23 protein-coding genes and 1 tRNA gene are annotated in these 22186 nt (G+C 51.4%); 21 read left to right on the top strand and 3 right to left on the bottom strand.

Features of this window, described 5'->3' with window-relative positions; all coding sequences use genetic code 11:
- Positions 1 to 187 precede the first annotated feature (187 nt).
- The 8 genes from PCAR_RS09170 (at position 188) to PCAR_RS09135 (ending at position 6052) form a co-directional block, all read left to right on the top strand.
- Positions 188 to 748: a hypothetical protein gene (locus PCAR_RS09170; protein ID WP_245523280.1), complete on the top strand. Its 561-nt coding sequence runs from the start codon at positions 188 to 190 to the stop codon at positions 746 to 748.
- 245 nt (positions 749 to 993) lie between these two features.
- On the top strand, positions 994 to 2298 hold the full coding sequence (locus PCAR_RS09160; protein WP_011341379.1) for an aminotransferase class I/II-fold pyridoxal phosphate-dependent enzyme: 1305 nt from the start codon (positions 994 to 996) through the stop codon (positions 2296 to 2298).
- Between the two features lie 65 nt (positions 2299 to 2363).
- On the top strand, positions 2364 to 3680 hold the full coding sequence (locus tag PCAR_RS09155) for a CCA tRNA nucleotidyltransferase (RefSeq protein WP_011341378.1): 1317 nt from the start codon (positions 2364 to 2366) through the stop codon (positions 3678 to 3680).
- Positions 3681 to 3718: 38 nt separating this feature from the next.
- Positions 3719 to 3793: transfer RNA gene (locus PCAR_RS09150), tRNA-Gly, on the top strand.
- 174 nt (positions 3794 to 3967) lie between these two features.
- Positions 3968 to 4189 carry a DNA gyrase inhibitor YacG gene (locus PCAR_RS18380; protein ID WP_011341377.1) on the top strand — a complete coding sequence of 74 codons (222 nt, stop codon included), beginning with the start codon at positions 3968 to 3970 and terminating at the stop codon, positions 4187 to 4189.
- A gap of 6 nt (positions 4190 to 4195) precedes the next feature.
- Positions 4196 to 4564, top strand: a complete 369-nt coding sequence (gene queD, locus PCAR_RS09145; protein ID WP_011341376.1) for a 6-carboxytetrahydropterin synthase QueD — start codon at positions 4196 to 4198, stop codon at positions 4562 to 4564.
- A complete protein-coding gene (locus PCAR_RS09140) occupies positions 4536 to 5297 on the top strand; it encodes a 7-carboxy-7-deazaguanine synthase QueE (RefSeq protein WP_011341375.1) in 762 nt (253 codons plus the stop codon). The genes queD and PCAR_RS09140 overlap by 29 nt, the downstream gene beginning before the upstream one ends.
- A 35-nt stretch (positions 5298 to 5332) precedes the next feature.
- Positions 5333 to 6052, top strand: a complete 720-nt coding sequence (locus PCAR_RS09135) for a creatininase family protein (protein ID WP_011341374.1) — start codon at positions 5333 to 5335, stop codon at positions 6050 to 6052.
- A 77-nt stretch (positions 6053 to 6129) separates the two neighbouring features.
- Here PCAR_RS09135 and coaD read toward each other — a convergent pair whose 3' ends face one another.
- Both coaD and rsmD read right to left on the bottom strand, forming a co-directional pair.
- The gene (gene coaD / locus PCAR_RS09130) at positions 6130 to 6630 is read right to left on the bottom strand and encodes a pantetheine-phosphate adenylyltransferase (protein ID WP_011341373.1); all 501 of its coding nucleotides are present in this window, start codon (positions 6628 to 6630) and stop codon (positions 6130 to 6132) included.
- Positions 6627 to 7259 (bottom strand): 16S rRNA (guanine(966)-N(2))-methyltransferase RsmD, encoded by a 633-nt coding sequence (rsmD, locus tag PCAR_RS09125; RefSeq protein ID WP_281047610.1) that lies wholly within the window; start codon positions 7257 to 7259, stop codon positions 6627 to 6629. The genes coaD and rsmD overlap by 4 nt, the downstream gene beginning before the upstream one ends.
- 227 nt (positions 7260 to 7486) lie before the next feature.
- Between rsmD and PCAR_RS09120 the strand changes: the two genes are divergently transcribed.
- Complete coding sequence (locus PCAR_RS09120; protein WP_011341371.1) at positions 7487 to 8617, top strand: deoxyguanosinetriphosphate triphosphohydrolase; 1131 nt, start codon at positions 7487 to 7489, stop codon at positions 8615 to 8617.
- A gap of 42 nt (positions 8618 to 8659) precedes the next feature.
- Here the strand turns inward: PCAR_RS09120 and yhbY are convergent, their stop codons facing one another.
- Positions 8660 to 8971 (bottom strand): ribosome assembly RNA-binding protein YhbY, encoded by a 312-nt coding sequence (yhbY, locus tag PCAR_RS09115; protein ID WP_011341370.1) that lies wholly within the window; start codon positions 8969 to 8971, stop codon positions 8660 to 8662.
- Positions 8972 to 9822: 851 nt separating this feature from the next.
- Between yhbY and PCAR_RS09110 the strand changes: the two genes are divergently transcribed.
- The 12 genes from PCAR_RS09110 to PCAR_RS09050 all read left to right on the top strand — a co-directional run bounded on the left by PCAR_RS09110 (position 9823) and on the right by PCAR_RS09050 (position 22152).
- On the top strand, positions 9823 to 10341 hold the full coding sequence (locus tag PCAR_RS09110; RefSeq protein WP_011341368.1) for a complex I 24 kDa subunit family protein: 519 nt from the start codon (positions 9823 to 9825) through the stop codon (positions 10339 to 10341).
- A 17-nt stretch (positions 10342 to 10358) separates the two neighbouring features.
- Entirely contained in the window at positions 10359 to 10742 is a 384-nt protein-coding gene (locus PCAR_RS09105; RefSeq protein ID WP_011341367.1) for a (2Fe-2S) ferredoxin domain-containing protein, read from the top strand.
- An 18-nt stretch (positions 10743 to 10760) separates the two neighbouring features.
- Positions 10761 to 12221 carry an NADH-ubiquinone oxidoreductase-F iron-sulfur binding region domain-containing protein gene (locus PCAR_RS09100; protein WP_011341366.1) on the top strand — a complete coding sequence of 487 codons (1461 nt, stop codon included), beginning with the start codon at positions 10761 to 10763 and terminating at the stop codon, positions 12219 to 12221.
- Positions 12222 to 12239: 18 nt separating this feature from the next.
- A complete protein-coding gene (locus tag PCAR_RS09095; RefSeq protein WP_011341365.1) occupies positions 12240 to 13997 on the top strand; it encodes an NADH-dependent [FeFe] hydrogenase, group A6 in 1758 nt (585 codons plus the stop codon).
- Positions 13998 to 14182: 185 nt separating this feature from the next.
- Positions 14183 to 15253, top strand: coding sequence for a [FeFe] hydrogenase H-cluster radical SAM maturase HydE (gene hydE, locus PCAR_RS09090; RefSeq protein WP_011341364.1), 1071 nt, complete (start codon positions 14183 to 14185; stop codon positions 15251 to 15253).
- A gap of 5 nt (positions 15254 to 15258) precedes the next feature.
- The gene (gene hydG, locus PCAR_RS09085; protein WP_011341363.1) at positions 15259 to 16683 is read left to right on the top strand and encodes a [FeFe] hydrogenase H-cluster radical SAM maturase HydG; all 1425 of its coding nucleotides are present in this window, start codon (positions 15259 to 15261) and stop codon (positions 16681 to 16683) included.
- 2 nt (positions 16684 to 16685) lie between these two features.
- Positions 16686 to 18098: an aspartate ammonia-lyase gene (locus PCAR_RS09080; protein WP_011341362.1), complete on the top strand. Its 1413-nt coding sequence runs from the start codon at positions 16686 to 16688 to the stop codon at positions 18096 to 18098.
- Complete coding sequence (hydF, locus tag PCAR_RS09075; RefSeq protein ID WP_011341361.1) at positions 18095 to 19345, top strand: [FeFe] hydrogenase H-cluster maturation GTPase HydF; 1251 nt, start codon at positions 18095 to 18097, stop codon at positions 19343 to 19345. The genes PCAR_RS09080 and hydF overlap by 4 nt, the downstream gene beginning before the upstream one ends.
- A gap of 561 nt (positions 19346 to 19906) precedes the next feature.
- Positions 19907 to 20407: a hypothetical protein gene (locus PCAR_RS09065; protein WP_011341359.1), complete on the top strand. Its 501-nt coding sequence runs from the start codon at positions 19907 to 19909 to the stop codon at positions 20405 to 20407.
- A gap of 312 nt (positions 20408 to 20719) precedes the next feature.
- Positions 20720 to 20995: an antitoxin gene (locus PCAR_RS09060; RefSeq protein WP_011341358.1), complete on the top strand. Its 276-nt coding sequence runs from the start codon at positions 20720 to 20722 to the stop codon at positions 20993 to 20995.
- An 8-nt stretch (positions 20996 to 21003) separates the two neighbouring features.
- Entirely contained in the window at positions 21004 to 21354 is a 351-nt protein-coding gene (locus PCAR_RS09055) for a hypothetical protein (RefSeq protein WP_011341357.1), read from the top strand.
- A 267-nt stretch (positions 21355 to 21621) separates the two neighbouring features.
- Positions 21622 to 22152: a nitroreductase family protein gene (locus PCAR_RS09050; RefSeq protein WP_011341356.1), complete on the top strand. Its 531-nt coding sequence runs from the start codon at positions 21622 to 21624 to the stop codon at positions 22150 to 22152.
- Positions 22153 to 22186: the final 34 nt, after the last annotated feature.

Genomic DNA, 22186 nt, shown 5'->3' with positions numbered 1-22186 from the left:
TGGTCTACCCCGGAAACAAAAGGAGAATATCTATAGAGATTTGATTCCTCCTTCCCTGCTCTCCGATGACCGTAGGTCTGGCAGTGACCAGGGGGAACCCTCGATACGTTATATTTGCCCTCCGGATCTGGGGCTTGTCAGGGTGGAGGTCAGAAGAACCCCCGCAGATTCGGATTGTCTTTTCTTTATGCAGGCTGCGGATACGCCGTATGGCCAGTTGGAGTTAACGCTTTGCATCATTAACGACATCGATGCCCCGCGATTCAATATCGATCGTGATGCCGAAGGTAGGGATAACTGCCTCGGAACGCTGACTCGTAATATCCCGGAGGAAATCCGTGCCATGGAAGCCGGTCTTTGCCCTCACCAGGTTCGGCCGGGGTTGGGGCTGTTTCGTGATTTTATGGGCCGCTTTGACCGATTTGCCGCCTGGCTCGGTATGGATACCATGGTTGCTGAACCCTTATCCTACAATACGGCAATACTCTATGAACAGCTCGGCTTTGACTATCTGACCGGTTACGGATTCATGAAGTGGATCGACCGGGAATTTCAGCCGGGCGGCGAACTAGCGCGGCGTCTGGACGGATCGACGCCGTTCCGGCAGCCTGATATGGGGCAGTCGGTGCGAGGCCGCAGTTGGGCGATACATGATGGAATCTTGCGATGTTCCTGGGATGGGATTAGAATTTACAAAACAGTGGGAAGGACTGCTGCTGTGAGTACTTTTCCCGACGGACGATGGTAATTTTTTCACGGACAATTCGGTCAGGGAAGTGACGCGTATGGTATGCTTCGCTCAGACCCTTTTTCTGTATCTGAGAGGTTCGGAAATCATAGCGGCAACAGAGGTCGGAGTATACGGGTTTAAATTATGGCCAGCGAGCGGTTGTGCGACAATATTTCCGTTGAAAAAAACGGATATTCTTGATTTAATGCGCACCGCCGGTAACCAGAGATCAGTCTGAAACTAAAATTGGGGGAGGAAACACCGTGAATCCGTTGGCGATTGCCTTGAACAAGCAGCTGGAAGCAGAAAATCCCGCTGCCCTTGATTTGCTTTCACGGCTAGGCAAGAATCTCTTTTTTCCCAAGGGGATTTTGACACAGTCCGCTGAAGCCAAAACCAAGGCTCATAAATTTAACGCCACTATCGGTATCGCCACCGAAAACGGCGAGCCCATGTATTTGCCCTGCATCCATAAAAAGCTTGATGCCTTCAAGCCTTCCGACTTGTATGGCTACGCACCTCCTGCAGGCAAACCGGAACTTCGGCAGTTATGGCGGGATAAGATGCTCCGCGACAACCCGAGTCTCGGTGGAAAGTCTTTCGGGACTCCTGTGGTCACCAATGCGCTCACCCATGGCCTGTCCATCGTGGCTGATCTTTTCGTTGAGCAAGGCGACCAGGTCATTATGGCTGACATGATGTGGGGGAACTACAATCTTACCTTCGGGGTCCGCCGTGGCGGCGAGATATGCAAATATGCCACTTTTACCGAAGACGGTGCATACAACATAGAGGCCTTTCGCAAAGTGTTGCACGATGCGGCCACGAAACATGGCAAGGCCGTGGTTGTGTTGAACTTCCCCAATAACCCAAGCGGTTATACCCCCAGCGTGGCTGAAGGGGAAGCTATCGTCGAAGTTTTGCGTCAGGAAGCGGAAAATGGCTGCAATATCGTTGCCGTCACAGACGATGCCTATTTCGGGCTGTTTTATAAGGACTGTCTTAAAGAATCTCTGTTCGGGCGCCTTGTCGATTTGCACCCGCGCTTACTCGCTGTAAAAATCGACGGTTCGACCAAGGAAGATTTTGTGTGGGGCTTTCGGACCGGCTTTATTACGTTCGGTGGCTGCGGGGCCTCCGATAATTCCGACCTGTTAAAGGTGCTGGAGACCAAAACCTTGGGAATTATTCGGGGCACCATCTCCAACTGCCCGCATCCCTCGCAAAGCTTCATCATAGAGGGCATGAAATCTCCCGAATATGCGGAGCAAAAGCGCCAGAAATTCAAAATTATGCAAGGGCGGGCCCTTAAGACGCTGGAAATTCTCGAGAATGGCGCCTATGATGATGCATGGGATTTCTATCCCTTCAACTCCGGCTATTTCATGTGTCTCAAGTTGAAGACGGTAGATGCCGAGCAGCTTCGTCTTCACCTGCTCGATCAATACGGCATAGGAACCATTGCGATTAACAGCACGGATTTGCGCATTGCGTTCAGCTGTATTGAGGAGGAAGACCTGCCGGAATTGTTCGATCTGATTTACCAGGCGGTTAAGGACCTCTGCTGATTTGCTTCTCGTCAAGGCCCGGGGTAATGGGCCTTGACGGTTTCCATCCATGCAGAAGGATGAGAATGCGCTCCCTGTCGAAGGTATGTCGCGATCTGAAATCCTTTTTACCCCTGCGGGAATTGGCCCGGTTGTTACTGCCGAACCAAGCCTGTTTTCTCGTGGGGGGCGCTGTCCGGGATATGTTCCTGGGAAGGCCATGCAGCGATTTCGACTTTACCACTCCCTTTGATCCCACTCCGCTTGCCCGGGCTTTTGCACGGAATCTTTCCGCTAGCTGGTTTTTTCTCGATCAAAAACGCCGTCAAAGCCGTGTCGTTCTTCGCTGCGGCGACAACGATGTCTGTTGCGATTTCAGCCCGTTTCGTGCCACCAGCCTGACGGCCGACCTGCTCTTGCGTGATTTCAGAATCAACGCCATGGCATTACGTGTTTATGCCGATACCAGCCCCGCCGATTTTTTCGATCCGTTATCTGGCCTCTGCGATTTGCGTCGCAGGCATCTTTCTATCTGCTCCGGGACTGTTCTGCAGCAGGATCCGCTACGGATTCTGAAAGGTCTGCGTCATTGCAAAGTCCTGCATTTGACGCCAGGTAACGATACTCTTCAGAAAATGCGTGAAGCTGCTCCGGAACTGCCAGGCGTTGCCGCGGAGAGGGTGAAAAGAGAACTGGGGCTTCTGCTGGACGATGAGGCTGTGACCGCTGCCCTGGAGTCGCTGCTGGATAGCGGTGCGGCTGCGTCAGTGTTTAAGTTCTCAAGGGGGCAGGTTGTGGCTGCCGAGGCCCTGCGGAATATCCAGCGGTATCAAGAAAGGCTCCTTGACGTGGCGGAGGGAAATTATGGCGAATTTGTTCGATGCGCCATGCGCTACAAGTTTGAGGAGTGTTTTAGCAGGCAGGCGGCACTTAATTTAACGGTCATTTTGAAAGGGGTGCCGTCCAAGGTTGCGCGCAATGTTATGGTTGCCCTGAAACTGGCTCGCAACACAACGAGGGCGCTGAATGGATACCTGGATCTAGGAGAGGGCTGTCTTCGCGAAGCAAAGCGCTTGACCAGCGGCTCCCGTGGGCGAATGTGGTGGGTTTCGGGCCTTGGGCCAGATCCCGTCGGCGGCCTGATTTTTCTGGCGTGTAGCGAGTGGTGTCCACGTTCCGCAGATGTGCAACGTGTTTTGGATCTGGCTCTCGACTTTGCATCAGGCGGCCCTCCTGAAGATTTTTTGGATGGCCGGTGGATATGCAGCAATCTTGCATTAAAGCCCGGGCCTCTCGTTGGTAATGCGATTCAAGCCGTGCGCCGTGAGGAGATGGCCGGCAGGGTGCTGACAGCAGAGCAGGCGAGGCAGTTTCTGTTGGGCAGATACCAAAAAACCCATTGACAACATCATGAAGCGCCCCTATAATTCGTGCCCACAGAGCGGGAATAACTCAGTGGTAGAGTGTCAGCTTCCCAAGCTGAAGGTCGCGGGTTCGAATCCCGTTTCCCGCTCCAAAGAATTCAAAGGGGTCAGGCACATTGCCTGGCCCCTTTTTTTTGATTGACGAACCGTGTGCGGCGCTTAAAATGTTCATGCTCTTTCTGCTACTCATTGTGTCCCCATGGCTCCATATGCTAGTTTGAAGGTTGGAAAATTGTATTACATACGGAATTTTCGGGAACCTGCCAATGACAAACGATAAAAAAACATTTACCGTAAAATGTCCGCACTGCGGAGCTTCCAAACCATGGGAAGGGAATGCTTACCGACCCTTTTGTTCCTCGAGGTGCCGGCAGATGGATCTTGGTGCCTGGGTCGATGAGGAATATCGTGTCCCCGATGCATCCTGTCCATCTGACGAGGAACAAAGTTTATCGGAATTGCACCAAAAAACAATAGATTGGAGTTAATACTTAATGTATCGCCTTATGATTTGCACCCACTTTGCCGCGGCTCATAATCTCATGAACTATCAAGGGGATTGCGAAAATCTTCACGGGCATAACTGGAAGGTTGAGGTGACCGTGGCAACTCGCGAGCTCGACAAGGCCGGCCTTGGGGTCGATTTTAAAATTTTGAAAAAAGAAACCAATCGTATTCTTGATCTCCTCGATCACAAATACTTAAACGACCTTCCGTTTTTTAAAGGAATCAGTCCTTCTTCTGAAAATATAGCCCGGTTTGTTTTTGAGGAACTGAGTAAGGTTTTTCAGGAGTCCGTCGTGGTTGAAAATGTGCGTATCTGGGAGTCTGACAATGCCTGTGCCAGCTATTCCCTCGACTGATGCCCAGTTGCTGGAGATATTCTCATCCATTCAGGGGGAGGGCGGCCTTGTCGGCTGCAGGCAGGTTTTTATACGATTGGCCGGATGCAATCTCGATTGCGCCTATTGCGACACCGACTTTGCCCCTCAGGATACTTGTCGCATTGAAGACGCGCCGGGATCCGGACAGTTTCGCAGTGTGACCAATCCTGTTGCGCTGGAGGTTGTTGCCGATATTCTGGGTGCCTGGACGAAGCGAGCTCCCGGGATGCACCATTCCATCAGTTTGACGGGCGGGGAACCGCTTTTGCAAGGACAGCTACTGCGTGACTGGGTGCCGGTTCTTAAGGAAATACTGCCCATCCATCTGGAAACAAACGGTACCTGCCCCGATGCTTTAGCTCCTTTGCTGCCGCACCTTGAGTGGGTTTCCATGGATGTCAAACTTGCTTCCACGACAGGGATGCCCACGCCGTGGAAGCTGCATCGGGCCTTTCTCGAAATAGCTGCGCAAGCTCATGTCTGGGTGAAGGCGGTCGTTTGTGAATCGACTCCTGCTGAAGAGATGCATGATTTGGGTAGACTGGTTCATCAGATCGCTCCCCATGTAACCATTTTTCTTCAGCCGGCAACACGACAGGGTAAGGTCGACATGTCTGCCGAGCGGCTGCTGGCACTGCAGACGGCTCTGTCGCGCCATCACGGCAAAGTGAGAGTCGTTCCTCAGACCCATGTGTTCCTGGGGCTGCTGTAGAATTCTATGAATATTCAGATAAGTGGAGCCGCTGCATGATTATTGAAGACATGACGATGCCCGAGTTTATTGCCGGTCTTGAAAAAACCCGAACCGTTTATATTCCCTTTGGCGCTACGGAGGAGCACGGGCCGCATTTGCCGTTATCCACCGATACCCTGCAGGCGAAGGCCGTCGGTTATCGCCTTGCCGAGCGTCGCCCGATATTTGTGGCTCCTGCTGTTTCTTACGGAGTTTGTCGATCGACCTCGCAACATCCGGGGACGCTTACCATTACAACCGGCACCCTTAAAGCATTGACCTGCGACATCGTCGCTTCACTTTACAAACATGGCCTGCGCAATTTTATTTTACTGACAGGGCATGCCGGGGGGACGCATAACGCAGCCCTGATAGATGCCGGCGAGGAGCTGCTTGAACGTTTTGCGGACTTGAAAATAGCCGTTTTAACCGAATATCAACTGGCCGCAGAGGAAGGCAAGGGGTTGATCGAAACCGCCGGCGATTCTCACGCCGGAGAGATTGAGACATCCCGCGTGCTTTACTCGCATCCTCAGCTTGTCAAGGGGCAGGCGGAACGGGAATTCCCAAGCTTTCCCATGGGAATGTTGGTGAGGAATAAGCAGAAATATTGGCCGGGAGGGGTGTGGGGAGACCCGACCAAGGCTACGGCACAAAAGGGTGCCCAGATAGAACGTCTGGTGGTGGATGCTCTGGAGCGTTTTGTCGATAAATTTGAAGCCTGGGAAGAGTAGAGGGGGAGGGCGTGCGTTGCTGCCACGGAGATACGCGCATCCAATAGTAGCTCCGTAGCAGCGGCCTGTCAGCGGCGTCAGTCGATCCTGGGCGCATCCGGGAATTTTGTTTTTAGGGCATCCTTGACACAAGGAGGTACAAAATCGTCAATGTCTCCTCCCCAGGCCGCAACCTCTTTGACGATGGATGAGCTGAGATAGCCGTAGGAGACCGAGGTCATCATGAAGAGGGTTTCCAGTTGCGTGTTCATGGTGTGGTTCATTTGTGCTAACTGGAATTCGTTCTCGAAGTCCGATACTGCGCGCAGACCTCTCAGAACGATGCGTGCATTCTGGCGGGTGAGATAATCGACCAACAAACCCTTGAAGGTGTCAACGCGTACCTGCGGATAATCTTTAACCGTCTCCCGGATCAAATCCAGACGCTCGTCAATGGAAAACAGGCCGGTTTTTGCCACATTATGGGCTACGGCCACAATCAGTTCATCGAAGATATTCAGTCCCCTTAGAATAATATCCAGGTGACCGTTGGTGATGGGATCAAAAGATCCGGGATAAACTGCAATACGTTTACTCATGGTTGATCTTCCCCGGGCTTGGAAAGAGAAAAAAACGATACGGCCGTCGAACCGTATTCCTTGCGGTCCAACTGGATAAGCCCCGGCACTTCGGAAGGGACCGGATCTTTCCGTGCTGCTTCAACGCATATAATTCCACAGCCGGAAAGCAACTTGTTTTCTACAATCCCGTTTAGAGTCGGTGTGACGAGGTTTTTGTTGTAGGGTGGGTCAAGGAAAATCAGATCAAAGGGAGCATCCTTTGCCGCCTGGTTCTGGTTGACAAAGATACTGGCTGATGTTCTGCAGAGCCGGGTACGGTCTTGCATGCCGCAGGTTTTTATATTCTCGGCAATAACGGCAACAGAGTTGGGGCTCTGGTCAACAAGCACGGCGTATGCGGCTCCCCGACTCAATGCTTCAAGACTTAAAGCACCGGTCCCCGCAAAAAGATCAAGCACCTTCAGCTCGGAAAAAGAACCGAGACGACTTTGCAGACTGCTGAACAGCGCCTCTCGTACCCTGTCCGTCGTCGGACGGATATTCTGTCCCTTGAACTGGCGAAGCTTTCTTCCTTTTGCTGATCCGCTTATGATGCGCACCCTTCGGTTCCTTTTATTGAGCTGATACTTCCGGTTAAAGTGGGGCAAAATCTATCATGGCGCACCCATCTGGTCAAGAAGTCTCCTTTATTGATGTTATGCGGCTTTGCGCTTTTTGAAGATCGGCTGTAATGTATTGAGTCCTGTGCGACAACATAATGTGTTTCTTTTGAGGGAGTGGGGCGTTGGCGTCGTGGCCATAAGAATCCTTGCCACGGATGCGGCTTAAAGTATTTCCTGGTCTTAAAACTGTATTTTGCATAAGGAGGAGGCTGATGGAGCGACCCGATTTGGCTCCCTACGCTGCACGCAGCAATCAAAGTCGTGGAAGGCGCTACCGCGAAGATTTTCGTGATGACCGTAGCGCCTTCGTAAGGGATCGTGATCGTATTATTCATTGCGCGGCCTTTCGCCGACTCGAATACAAGACCCAGGTTTTCGTAAACCATGAGGGAGATTATTATCGAACCCGCCTGACCCACTCTCTCGAGGTTGCGCAGATCGCACGTGGCATCGCCCGTCGTCTATTTTTGAACGAAGACCTTGTCGAAGCGCTGGCGCTGGCTCATGACCTGGGGCATACGCCATTCGGGCATACCGGAGAAGATGTCCTGGATCGGCTCATGGAGGGGTTTGGCGGGTTTGAGCACAATAGGCAATCGTTGCGTATTGTTGAATACCTGGAAGAGCGTTATCCTGACTTTTACGGCTTGAACCTGACCTGGGAGACCCGGGAGGGTATTATAAAGCATTCCGACATATCGTCTCATTCCATGCATGAAGCGCAGGAATATCAACCCCATGTGCCGCCCACGCTAGAGGCGCAGATCATCGATCTGGCTGACGAAATTGCATATAACAATCATGATATAGACGATGGGCTCAAGGCGGGGTACATAACTCTTGCCGAGTTGCACGAGGTGCCATTGTGGAGCGCAGCCTTTACCTCTATTGAGCGACAATTCCCTTCACTGGAGCCTTCGAGGCATATTTATCAAACCATAAGTACATTGATAGGACAACTTATTGAAGATGTAGTGGCAACCACTTCAGCAAATATCGCAGCCCGTGGAATACGCTCCATTGAGGATGTCCGACGACAGAACGATCGTATGGTTTGTTTCAGCAGCGCTGTCCGCACTCAGAACAAAATCTTAAAGCAGTTTCTTCGAGAGCGGCTCTACAGGCACCATAAAGTGGAGAGAATGCGCGTCAAGGTTGAGCGCATTCTCTCAATGATCTTTGAAAGTTACCTTAAGACGCCTTCGTTGCTACCGGCGGAATATCATGCAAGATTTGAAATCCACGGCAAGGAGCGCGCTATATGCGACCTTGTGGCCGGCATGACGGACCGCTATGCCTTGGACGAATATAAAAAACTTTTTGAACCGTACGAGCCGGTGTGAGCGTGTCCGGCTGACACTTGCGGACGCTTCGATTGTCTTCGCTTAAGGAAGTACAATAGTCGGGGATTCGGCCGCACGATAGATCAAAATGGTTCGACCCAGCACCTGAGCTACGTGGCCGCGGGTTTCACTTGCAATCAGGTCGGCTGCTTCCTTGCGATCAAGCGGACAGGTTTCAAGAACCTTGATTTTAAGCAATTCATGACGTGTCAGGCATTCATCGATGCTGCTGATAAGGGCAGCGGAGACCCCTTCTTTGCCTATGAGCACTACGGGTTTTAAATGGTGGCCCAGTGCGCGCAGGTGTCTGACCTGCTTTCCCGTCAACGCCGTACTTTTGTTCGATATATCCATATTCGTAAAGCTCCTTGATTGTTTGTCGAGCAAACTGTGGATACTAGCTTATCTGTCTGGTGGCTGGCAACAAATTTCGGTCTACCTGTTCTGGAATCCTGTTGGGTGCGGACGATAGCGGGGAAAGTGGCAGTTTTCAACGGTTAGGGTGTTCCGAGACGTGTCGTGGCTGGTCTGTTTTTAGACATAGTGCGTCACTTTTAAATGCTAATTAAGGTGTTGACCAAACGCCAAAAAGATGGTTACATATCGGCGTTTTTGGGACGAAATCAAAACAACTCTTTAACGGGCCCCGGCGGCCACAAAAGATGCCTCCATGAATATTGGTCTTGCCAGCATTCAAATACCGAGGAACCCCCTACCCAAAAGGCTGTCCGTGGCGTTTCAGATGCGTCTCCGGCTGTCTGGATGTTTCACTTCTTCTTTTTTATTCCATCGTTATATAAAAGCCATTTTTCCGTTCCCGGTGCATGATAATTCGAGTGAGTGTGCCGGACATGAAATGCGGTTCGCTAAAGTGGCTCATATTGTTACAGTTTGGCGCATGTCCTGGGTCAAACTGCACCAAAAATCGTTATAAAATTATGTAGTTATGTGATTGACAGTGCCGCCCATTATATGGTTTATTTGGAGTGCTTTGGGATAGGTTTGTGATGTGATGTTGCTGCTTGAGTTCAAGAAGGTTTGTCCGACGCGAAAACGCTGTTAGGAATAATGATGTTTTTCGCCCACATGTTCCTAGTTACGTTTTTTGATACAAGGAGGCGCCAATGCTGAAGAAAATCTTGAGTTTCTTTCGTAAACCAAAGCCAAATCCCGATTTGGCGAATCACAAGGAGAGGAAGAACAGTATGCAAACGTCCACATGTCAGAAAAGCGGGGAATGCAGAATTCCAGATCGTGCCACGTTGCCGGCAACGCTGTATCAGCAGCTTGCGGATTTCGTAGCTACGCTGCCCACCAAGGAAGGCCATCTGGTAACGGTTCTCCATAAAGCCCAGAGTCTGTTCGGCTACCTGCCTAAAGAAGTGCAGGAGTTCGTTGCCGATCAGATGGATGAATCTCTGGCTAAAGTTTATGGTGTTGTCAGCTTCTACACCTTCTTCACCATGATCCCCAAAGGCAAGCATCCCATCTCTGTCTGTATGGGTACCGCCTGCTTCGTTAAAGGTGCTGATAAGGTTGTTGACGCCCTCAAGCAGCAGCTTGGTGTTACGGTAAGCGAAGTGACCAAAGATGGTAAGTTCTCCATCGACTGTCTGCGCTGTGTTGGTGCTTGCGCTCTGGCACCGGTTGTTCTGGTCGGCGAGAAGGTTTACGCTAATGTGACGCCTGATCAGGTCAAAGACATTCTTGCTGACTTTGCTTAATAGGGAGATAACTCGATATGGCCAAGATTAATTCTATGGCGGATCTGCAGAAAAAAGCTGAAGAGCTGAAGGCTGCCGCCGTTAAAACTAAAAGCGAAAAAGTACTCGTAAACGTATCTCTGGCTACCTGCAGCATCGCTTCCGGCGGCAAGGAAGTTCTGGAGGCCATGAAAGCTGAAGTTGCAGCTCAGGGGCTGAGCAATGTGGAGTTCCAGCAGGTTGGTTGCCAGACCTACTGTTACGCTGAGCCTACTGTTGAAATTACGCTGCCCGGCAAGGAACCTGTCGTATTCGGCTATGTTAAAGGCGACAAAGCCAAAGAACTGGTTCAGAAATACATCAAAAGCGGGGAACTGGTTGATGGTGTCATCCCTGCCGCCTACGAGCGCGTTGTACTTTAATATAAGGAGAGCATAGCTATGGCAACTCAGCTTAGAATAGCCACCCGCAATAGCGGGTTTATCGATCCGGAATCCGTCGAGTCCTACATTGCCGTCGGCGGCTACCAGGCTCTGGGCAAATGCCTGTCCGAAATGAAGCCTGCCGACGTTATCGAACTGATGAAAAACAGCGGTCTGCGCGGCCGTGGCGGCGCAGGTTTCCCCACCGGCGTAAAATGGGGTTTTGCCGCCAAGTACGACTCCGACATCAAGCATGTCGTATGTAACGCCGATGAAGGCGACCCGGGGGCATTCATGGACCGCGCGGTTCTCGAAGGCGACCCGCACAGCGTTCTGGAAGCTATGGCCATCGGCGCCTACGCCATCGGCGGCAACAAAGGCACCATCTACATCCGTGCCGAGTACCCGCTGGCCATTGCCCGCCTGAAAATGGCCATCGAGCAGGCCAAGGAAATGGGCGTGCTGGGCGACAACATCATGGGCACCGACTTCTGTTTCGACCTCGAGTTGAAATACGGCGCCGGCGCGTTTGTCTGCGGCGAGGAAACCGCCCTGATCAACTCCATGGAAGGTAACCGCGGCGAGCCTTACACCAAGCCTCCTTTCCCTGCCGAAGCCGGTTACTGGAACAAGCCGACCATCGTGAACAACGTCGAGACCCTGGCCAACATCCCGGCCATCATCATGAAGGGCGCCGACTGGTTCAACAAGATCGGTACCGAAACTTCCAAGGGCACCAAGGTTTTCTGTATCTGCGGTAAGATCGCCAATGTCGGTCTGATCGAGGTTCCCATGGGAACCACCCTCAAAGAAGTTATCTACGATATCGGCGGCGGCATCCCCGGCGGCAAGGAATTCAAAGCCGTTCAGACCGGCGGCCCCTCCGGCGGTGCTTTGACCTACAAGGATCTGGACGCTCCTATCGACTACGAAAACCTCGTGGCACGCCAGTCGATGATGGGTTCCGGCGGCATGATCGTCATGGACGAAGAGGACTGCATGGTGTCGGTTGCCAAGTTCTTCCTCGACTTCACCATGGACGAGACCTGCGGCAAATGTACGCCCTGCCGTATCGGCTCCAAGCGTATCTACGAACTGCTTGATAAAATCACCATCGGTCAGGGTACCGAAGCAGATCTGGAAAAACTGCGCAGCCTGTCGGTGAACATCAAGGACACCGCTCTGTGCGGCCTGGGCCAGACCATGCCTAACCCGGTATTGTCGACCATGCGCGTCTTCGAAGACGAGTACCGCGCGCACGTTATCGACAAGAAATGTCCTGCCGGCGTTTGCGCCGAACTGCTCGAATACACTGTTGTGGACCAGAAGTGCGTTGGCTGTACCCTGTGCGCCAAAGTCTGCCCGGTTAACTGCATCAGCGGTAAGCCGAAGGAAGTCCATGTCATCGACCAGGCTGCATGTATCAAGTGCGGCGCATGTCTGGACAAGTGTAAGTTCGACGCCATCATCAAACAGTAACGAAAGGAGACATTCCAGATGTCTATGATGAATATAACCATCGATGGTAAAGCTACTCAGGTGCCGGCGGGTAGCACCATACTGGACGCGGCCAAAAAGCTTGACGTCCACATCCCCACTCTGTGTTTCCTGCAGATGGACGAAATGAAATTCAACAACATGACGGCTTCCTGTCGTATCTGTGTCGTTGAAGTGGAAAAACGCCGCAATCTGGCTCCCGCTTGCGCTACTCCGGTCATGGACGGCATGGTTGTCAAGACCAACACCATCCGCGTTCTCAATGCCCGTCGCAGCGTTCTCGAGCTGATGCTTTCCGACCATCCCAAGGACTGCCTTGTCTGCGCCAAGTCCGGAGATTGTGAGCTTCAGAACTTAGCTGAGTACTTCGGTATCCGCGAAGTGGGTGTCGCCGGTGCCATGTCTACCTATCGCGAGGACGTTTCCCCGTCCATCATCCGCGATATGGACAAATGTATCCTGTGCCGCCGCTGCGAAACCATGTGTAACGACGTTCAGACCTGCGGTGTCCTGTCGGGCGTAAATCGCGGTTTCGATGCAGTTGTTGCTCCTGCTTTCGAGATGAATTTGTACGACACTGTTTGCACCAACTGCGGTCAGTGTACGGCCGTTTGCCCCGTTGGCGCCCTGGTTGAAAACGATCATACCTGGAAGGTCATCGACGCTATCGCCGATCCCGAAAAGGTCACCGTCGTTCAGACCGCTCCTGCTGTTCGCGCTGCATTGGGCGAAGCTTGTGGCATGGAACCCGGTCAGAGCGTTACCGGGAAAATGGCTGCTGCATTGCGTCGCCTCGGTTTCGATCACGTGTTCGATACCGATTTTGCCGCCGACCTTACCATTATGGAAGAGGGCTCCGAATTCCTGGACCGTCTGCAGAAATTCCTCGATGGTGATAAGAACGTCAGATTGCCTATTATGACGTCCTGCTGCCCGGGTTGGGTCAAGTTCTTCGAGCATCAGTTCCCTGACATGCTCGACGTTCCTTCGACCGCCAAATCTCCGCAGCAGATGTTTGGTGCCATCGCCAAAAGCTACTATGCCGAAATCCTTGGCATTCCTCGCGAAAAGATGGTCGTCGTTTCTGTCATGCCTTGTCTCGCCAAGAAATACGAATGTTCTCGTCCGGAATTTGCCGTTAACGGTAACCCCGACGTCGACATCGTTATCTCGACCCGCGAACTCGGTCGTTTGATCAAGCGCATGAATATCGACTTCGCCAAACTGCCTGATGAAGATTTCGATGCACCTCTTGGTGCTTCGACCGGTGCTGCTCCGATCTTCGGTAACAGCGGCGGCGTTATGGAAGCTGCTCTGCGTACCGCTTACGAACTGGCCACCGGCGAAACCCTGCCTGCAGTCGAGTTCGAAGCAGTTCGTACCCTGACCGGTGTTAAGACCGCTGAAATCCAGGTCGGTCCTCATACCCTGAATGTTGGCGTAGCCAGCGGTTTGGGTAATGCCCGTAAACTGCTCGAAATGGTTCGGAACGGTGAAAAGCAGTTCCATGTTATTGAAATCATGGCCTGCCCCGGCGGCTGCATCGGTGGTGGTGGTCAGCCTTACCATCACGGTGATATGGAAATTCTTGCCAAGCGTAATCAGGTTCTGTACAACGAAGATGCTGGTAAAGAGCTCCGTAAATCCCACGAAAACCCGTACATCATTGAGCTGTACGAGAAATACCTGGGTAAACCGCTCAGCGAAAAAGCGCATCACCTGCTGCATACGCACTACTTCAAGCGTCAGCAGCTGTAAGAGGGATTTATCCTTCTGGTTTAACGAAAAGGCCGGGTGCTGTTGCACCCGGCCTTTTTATTTTTGGTATACACCATAAAAAGGAAAAATTTGATGTGCATCAAAGAATGATTGTCGCTTTTTCTTTAATATCCATCTCAACCTTCGAATTCAAATACACGTTTTTAAAGGATGGATAGAACATTATGAATTATCAGGACATCATCCGCTGGTTAAAATGTCCGCCCGGACCTGAGGTTTATCCGCTAAGGGATAGGGCCGACCAGATTCGACAGCAATATGTTGGTGATGCCGTACACCTGCGGGGTTTGGTCGAACTTTCCAATATATGCAGTCGTAATTGTCTTTACTGCGGCATCCGTAGGGACAATCAGGCCATTACACGCTACCGTCTTACCGCTGATGAAGTACTTGATTGTGCACGCAAGGCTGTGGATTTCGGCTTCGGAACCCTTGTTTTGCAAGGCGGTGAAGATCCCGGCTTATCCAAAGATTTCATCGGGGAACTGATTTCTCTTATAAAATCAGAAACGAATCTTGCCGTCACATTGAGTCTCGGAGAGCGCAAGGTCGATGAGTGGGCGGCCTGGAGGGAAGCCGGTGCCGATCGTTATTTGCTGCGCTTTGAAACCTCCAACAGTCAATTGTTCAATTACATCCATCCGCCGCGCGACGGTCATGCGCCATGTGATCGGATTTCCATGCTGAAAACGCTGCAATCGTTAGGTTATGAAACCGGCAGTGGCGTCATGATCGGTATTCCCGGGCAGACCTATGAAGATCTGGCTCGCGATATAGAGTTATTTGGGGAATTGTCTCTTGATATGATCGGCGTAGGTCCCTTTATCCCCCATCCTCAAACACCATTGGGTGCCGGGCAGGTTTCCGACGCGGGTATCGATCAGGTGCCAGGCAGCGTTGAAATGGGGTTAAGGGTTCTGGCTTTGGCGCGCATCGTTTGTCCAGGGGCCAATATCCCCAGTACCACTGCTTTTGCTACCCTGGATCGTCAGGCCGGACGTGAGATGGGCCTCTGTTGGGGGGCCAACGTCGTTATGCCTAACCTGACGCCCTTGCAGTATCGTAAGTTATACGAAATTTATCCCAGCAAGGCCGCTTCCACGGAAACGGCGGAAGAGAGCCGGGATGCAGCATTCAGGCAAATAGAGCATCTCGGCAGGACTCCGGGAAGCGGGCGGGGTGACTCGCCGCATCATCTTCAACAAACCACAACATCCAAGCGGAAAGAGGGCTGATTATTATGTGTGCTTTACCATCCATGGAACTCAGTAAAAACGCCGTCGATTTTATCGATGAGAACCACCTCAATGCGCTTTTGGCCGGCAAGAAACCGGATGCCACTCGGATTCGCGAAATTATTGCCAAAAGTCTGGCTAAAGAAGCGCTTTCCGTTGAGGAAACGGCTGAACTTGTTCTGACCGACGATCCTGCGCTGATTGAGGAAATATTTGCCGCAGCCCGGGAACTTAAAAAAACCGTTTACGGTAATCGTATCGTTCTGTTTGCGCCTTTATATATCGGCAATGACTGTATTAATGATTGCACCTATTGTGCATTTAAGCGGTCGAATTTTGATGCGATACGGCGCACTTTGACTCCCGAGGAAATAGGTCAGCAGGTCGTTGCCCTTGAGGATAAGGGACACAAACGTCTGATACTGGTATTCGGAGAACATCCCAAATACGATGCCGATTTTATTGCGGATACGGTAAAAAATGTTTATTCCGTCAAATCCGGAAACGGGGAGATTCGCCGCGTAAATATCAATGCTGCGCCTCTCGATATCGAAGGCTATAAAAAGGTCAAAGAGGCAGGGATCGGCACGTACCAGATTTTCATGGAAACCTATCATCACGATACCTATTCCATGATGCATCCCGGCAATACCCGAAAAGGAAATTACCTTTATCGACTTGACGGTCTGAGTCGTGCATTTGAAGCCGGTTGCGACGACGTCGGGCTCGGTGTTCTTTTCGGTTTATATGACTGGCGTTTCGAAGTGCTTAGCATGGTTCGTCATGCATTGTATCTTCAGGAGCGGTACAATGTCGGCCCTCACACATTGAGTTTCCCCAGGCTCCGTCCTGCTCAAGGGGTTGACTTCAACGAAGAGTATTTCGTCGACGACGAGGACTTCAAGCGTATTATAGCTATCTTGCGACTTGCGGTACCCTATACGGGGCTGATTCTCACCGCCCGCGAAAAACCTGAACTGCGCAGAGAGCTGATGTCCTTCGGTGTTTCTCAAATCGATGCCGGCAGCCGTATCGAACTCGGCGGATACACCGAAGCGGGAGATGCCCAGGTTATGGAACGGGAACAGTTCAGCCTTGGCGATATTCGTTCCCTGGATGAGGTTATGTGCGAGTTGATTAGCGATGGTTATGTTCCCAGTTTCTGTACCTCCTGTTATCGCAGCGGTCGCACAGGCGAACATTTTATGGAGTTCAGTATCCCCGGTTTCATCAAGCGTTACTGTACCCCCAATGCGTTGTTGACCCTGGAAGAGTACCTGGTCGATTATGCCTCCGAGGAAACACGGGCTGTCGGTGAAAAACTTATTGCCGAAGAACTTGCCAAAATGGAAGATGGCGAGATGAAAAACCGTACTCTTAAACAACTGGAAGAAATCAAGGACCGCAACGTTCGCGATATCTATTTTTGATTATGAGCGCATATCGTACGGAAAAAGATCTTCTTGGCCAGCTTGAAGTTCCGGAGCAGGCATTGTACGGCATCCATACCGTTCGAGCTCTGGAAAACTTTCCCCTGACCGGAAGAAAAGTCAGTCGGGCTCTGGTTCATGCGTTTGGTGCCGTTAAATTGGCGTGTACCCGCACCAACCGCGAATTGGGTTGCTGGCCTGAACCCAAAGCCCAGGCCCTCGAGGACGCCTGTACCGAAATGATGGAAGGGCGGCTTGATGATCATATCGTCGTGGATGCTCTGCAAGGTGGTGCCGGAACTTCGACCAACATGAATGTGAATGAGGTTCTGGCCAACCGCGCCCTGCAGTTGCTGGACAAACCTCTCGGCGAATACGGGACGGTAAACCCTCTCGAGGATGTCAATCGCCATCAATCGACCAACGATACCTTTCCGACCGCCCTTAAAGTCGCTGCGATTCAGCAATTGCGGCTTTTGGAAAGGGAAGTTGTCGCCTTGCTCGAGGCCTTTCAGGCACAGGAAAAAGCCTTGGCCCATGTGGTCAAAATAGGACGCACCCAGTTGCAGGATGCGGCCCTGACCACCCTGGGTCGGGAGATGTCCGCTTATGCCGATGCTTTTGCCAGGGATCGATGGCGTATTTACAAATGTGAAGAGCGCCTCAGGGTGGTTAACCTCGGCGGGACGGCTATCGGTACCGGGCTTGCCGCCCCTCGGCAATATATTTTCAAGGTGGTGGAAAAACTCCGAAGCATAACCGGACTGGGTCTGGCTCGCGCCGAAAACCTGATCGATGCAACGCAGAATGTGGATGCCTTTGTTGAAGTCAGCGGTATTCTCAAGGCGTTAGCGACCAATCTGCTTAAAATTTCTGGGGACCTTCGGTTTTTATCCTCCGGTCCCGATGCTGGCATAGGGGAGCTGAGTCTGCCGCATCGACAGGCCGGATCCTCCATTATGCCCGGTAAGGTCAATCCGGTCATTCCGGAAGCGGTTTCCCAGGCTGCCATGGTTGTCATGTCCAACGATCAGACTATCGCTCAAGCCTGTGCCATGGGCCATCTGGAACTTAATCCGTTTCTTCCGTTAGTGGCCGACGCTTTACTCGGAAGCATCGATCTGTTAAATCATGCATGCAGTATATTACGGCGCTTTTGCGTGGAACAACTCGAAGCCAACGAAGCACGCTGCCGCCAACATGTCATCAATTCAACCGCCAGTGTCACCGCTTTGGTAAGCCTGATCGGATATCAGAAAGCCACCGAACTTGCCCAGCAGGTAGCGACCACGGGGCGGGGTCTTCGCGAGCTCGCCATCGAAGGCGGTCTGGTTACGGCGGAAACTTTTGACGAACTCATCTCTCCGGAGAGCGTTACCCGTCTGGGAACGCCCATAAACAAGGGGCCTCGATGAAAGCTACACCGAAAGGAATGCGGTTGCACATCGGCTTGTTCGGCCGCCGCAACGTAGGTAAATCTTCATTACTCAATGCCTTGACCCGGCAAAATGTTTCTATCGTTTCCAACGTCGCCGGTACGACCACCGATGCCGTTGAAAAACCGATGGAAATGCTTCCCATCGGGCCGGTTTTGTTTATTGATACCGCCGGTATCGATGATGTCGGGGCCCTGGGTGAAATGCGCGTTCAGAAAACCCGGCAGGTTTTTGATCGAACCGACATCGGCTTGATTGTCGCCGAGGCGGGAAGGTGGGACGACTTTGAAGATGCCATCCTTGCTGAGCTTCAGCAACGGCAGATACCTGTCGTCGTTGTTTTTAACAAGACCGATATTGCACAACCGGACACAGGGCATCTGGAGAGTCTTTCGCAAAAGGACGTCCCGTGCGTTGCGACAGCAGCCGAAAAAGGCGAGGGTATCATAGAACTGCGTGAATCACTGATCCGCACGGTGCCTGAGGAATTCATCAATCCCCCGTCCATTGTGGGCGATTTGGTACCCTCCGGGGAGATGGCCGTGTTGGTGGTGCCCATCGATATGGAAGCGCCAAAGGGCCGTCTGATTCTCCCGCAGGTTCAGTCTATTCGGGATATCCTCGATAACGACGCTTATTGCATGGTGGTCAAGGAGAGGGAGTTGCGCGACGCTCTTGATCGTCTGAAACGTCCACCGGCTCTGGTGGTAACCGACTCTCAAGCCTTCCTGAAGGTTGCCGGAGACACCCCGGACGATGTGCTCATGACTTCTTTTTCCATACTTTTTGCGCGATATAAAGGGGATTTGTCTGCTTACGTACGGGGTACCATGGCTATTGAAAACTTGGTCCCCGGGGATCGCATATTGATTGCCGAATCATGCAGTCACCATCCCATCGGGGAAGATATCGGTCGGGTTAAAATACCACGCTGGCTGCAGCAATATGTCGGTGGCAAGCTGGAGTTCGTCCATGTTCAGGGACACGATTTCCCCGAAGACATATCGTCCTATAAATTGGTTATCAATTGCGGATCTTGCATGTGGAACCGGCGCGAAGTCCTTTCCCGTATCATGCGTTGCCAGGAAGCTGGCGTACCATGCAGCAACTATGGCCTGACGATTGCCTACTCACTGGGCATCTTCGAGCGAGCTCTCAAGCCTTTCCCTGCGGCTGAAGATATTTATCGGGAAATGAGCCCGGTATTATCGACTCCCGGCTATTGAGTTAGTGCCCTTACATCTTATTCTGCCGGCCTGAAAAACGAGCTGCCCTCCTGAAAAAAAGGGGGGCCGTTTTACGTTAAAAATGGTCTATTCGTGGATATGGCAACCACCGCAGTCTGTCGGTCCGCGCCCTTTGTTGCGATGACAGTCGAGACATCGTCCATGTCCCTGTTGTTGATCAAGCCTTATTTTGGCGATGTTATCCCGGTGGCAGATGTTACACGCAAAGATTGAGGCATGCCGTGAGTGTGGGAACCGAATGTCGTCCTTACCGTTCTGTCCGATGTTGCTCGCTTGATATGGCGTCGGAACAGGGTCGCGGTTATCCCAATCCGCTTGCTTGCACGCCATCAGGCAGGTTGTCAAAGCGCAGATGATCAGTAGCTTATTCATGGTTTCTCCTGGGCGATAACGCGTTGATACCAATCCTTGACACAAAGCCTTCCAAATAACCACCAATCGCATGTTGGCATGTTCTGTCCATTCCGGCTATAATGCCTGCAGGTCGCGTTGATGAAGGTGGAACAACAGTAACTCTCTTTGCGGGGACAGGGTTTCATAATGATTAAATACGTAAAAATGATGGCATGCTTTGCCATTTTTTCATTGTACATGATATCTCCGGGCTTATCCGGGATAACACAACCGGTTTGGGCCGATGAGTCTGAAACGGAATTCAATATCAAAAATGAAGGTGTGAAAAAGGATAACATTTTCAATCTTTTTTTCGGTGGCGCACCGCTTATGCCCACAGAGAATGGAACGGTTATTATCGATGCCTTTCTCGATGATAATAATAATCAAAAATGGGATGATGGTGAAATTCCCCTTGAAAAAGCCGTGGTGTGCGTGCTTGATAATGTTGAATATCCTTTACCGGCGTTCATTCCCGGCCTTGAAAACGGTACAAATTATCCTTTGAGTTGTTCCAGTGCGGAGTATGATCTCTCAGTTAAGCAGAAGAGTGTTTTTATTAAGAAGAGGGGTGAAATAATCAAAATAGATATCCCCTGCCAACCGACTGAGCAGCGCACTGCCATGAGTTCCAACGCCAGAAATTAAGTTTTTATGGTAGCCCCAGGAATATTTAATCAGGAAAAAATTAAATTTATTCAGGAAGGGGATGTTTCTTTTTTAATGGTTGCGCAGCCTTCTTTTTTGTGAAAATGTATTCTATCTCTCGAGCTTCCCGTCGTTTTACTTATTGCTGTTGTAACTTTCCTTTCCAGGTTTCACTAAGGGCATTATGATCGTGTCCCGGTAGCCACTTTTATCCGCTTAAGTTATTCATCTGGCAAATATTGTTTCGGTTCAAACCGGCACAGCATTTGTGTGTCTACCGAAACGTCTTTATCAATACAGCAGGGAATTGACATGAAAAACCAAATCGACAGAGATATTTTCAAGAAGACCATAACCAAGTGGGGAGATGAAGCCCAGTATGACCAGATGATAGAAGAATGCGCTGAACTGATCGCCGTTCTCAAGCACTACAAACGGGGCAAGGTTGCTGAAGCGGAAGTCATCGATGAACTTGCCGACGTCGTTCTCATGGCGCATCAGCTTATGTTTATGTTCGGCGAGGAAAGCGTTTCTCGTGCCATTGATAAAAAACTTGATAAACTCCGCGGACTTCTCCGGACGGCCTGAGGATCGCCATGGATACCTATCGTTTTCATTCCACAGCCTCATTTGCAGCAAAAATGTCCAAAATCCGGAGAAAAGATCCAACCGGCTACAAGAGGATTCGCAAAGTTATTACACGGTTGCTGCAAAATCCATCGGATGCCGATGGTGTCATGCATGGGGTTCATCATGGACGCTTGAAAAAATATGTAGGCCGTCGTGATTACAGGCTCATCTACCATTGGTGCGAGATATGTCGCAAAGATCGCGACAAACTGGCTAAACTATGCGACCATTGCAAGAAGCTGGCAGACCGCAGCGTTGTCTTTTATGACATTTATCATAAAAATGAAATTCACACCCTCAAACATCTGCACGTTTGACGTGGCAGGTTCCCGAACCGTCTCTCCCCGGCTTTCCTTGAATTTTCCTTACTCAACTGGTAGTGTATTGAAATCATTAGGGCATCACTTTTTCAGGCAAGTGTCTTTTCGGTGGCTCCCGTGAATTCTCTGGATCCCCAGGTGGTGTGACAGACAGCCCCGCAAGCCATGAGACCGTAGCAGTCAACCACGGCATTGGATTCAACATTGAGTGCCGAAACGTCGGCTTTCGTAGATTACTATAGGGTGTTTAGGGAGGACTGTGGAATGTTCATGGAATTACTGCGCAAGCGTCGCAGTATCCGCAGCTTCGATCAATCTCCGATTGAAGAAGAAAAAATTGACCTTCTCGTTGAAGCTCTGCTTCGTTCGCCGACTTCCAAGGGGCGTCACCCCTGGGAGTTTGTTCTGGTCACCGACCCCGATATTATCGCCAACCTGGCTTCGGTAAAACCCAAGGGCGCCGGTTTCCTTGCCCGAGCTCCGTTATGTATCGTCATCTGCGGCGATCCGGGTGTCAGCGATGTCTGGGTGGAAGATTGTGCGGTTGCCGCAACTATTGTTCAATTGGCTGCCGAGGATCTCGGGTTGGGCAGCTGCTGGTCGCAAATTCGTCGTCGGCAACACCAAACAGGGGTCTCTTCGTCAAGTGTGGTGCGCCATCAGCTTGGATTGCCTGAACATCTTGAGGTCGCGTCCATCATCGGCATAGGTTACCCCTTGGCAACGATCGCGGCTCATGGCGCCAATGATTTTGCAGACGATAAAATTCATAGAAATACCTACCGGAACAGATGACCCGCAGGGTAGGGACTGCCCATGTCAAGGGGAG

The sequence above is a fragment of the Syntrophotalea carbinolica DSM 2380 genome (assembly GCF_000012885.1).
Lineage (GTDB): Bacteria > Desulfobacterota > Desulfuromonadia > Desulfuromonadales > Syntrophotaleaceae > Syntrophotalea > Syntrophotalea carbinolica.
The sequence above is the reverse complement of the archived record's forward strand: the minus strand, read 5'-3'. Positions and strand labels throughout refer to the sequence as shown.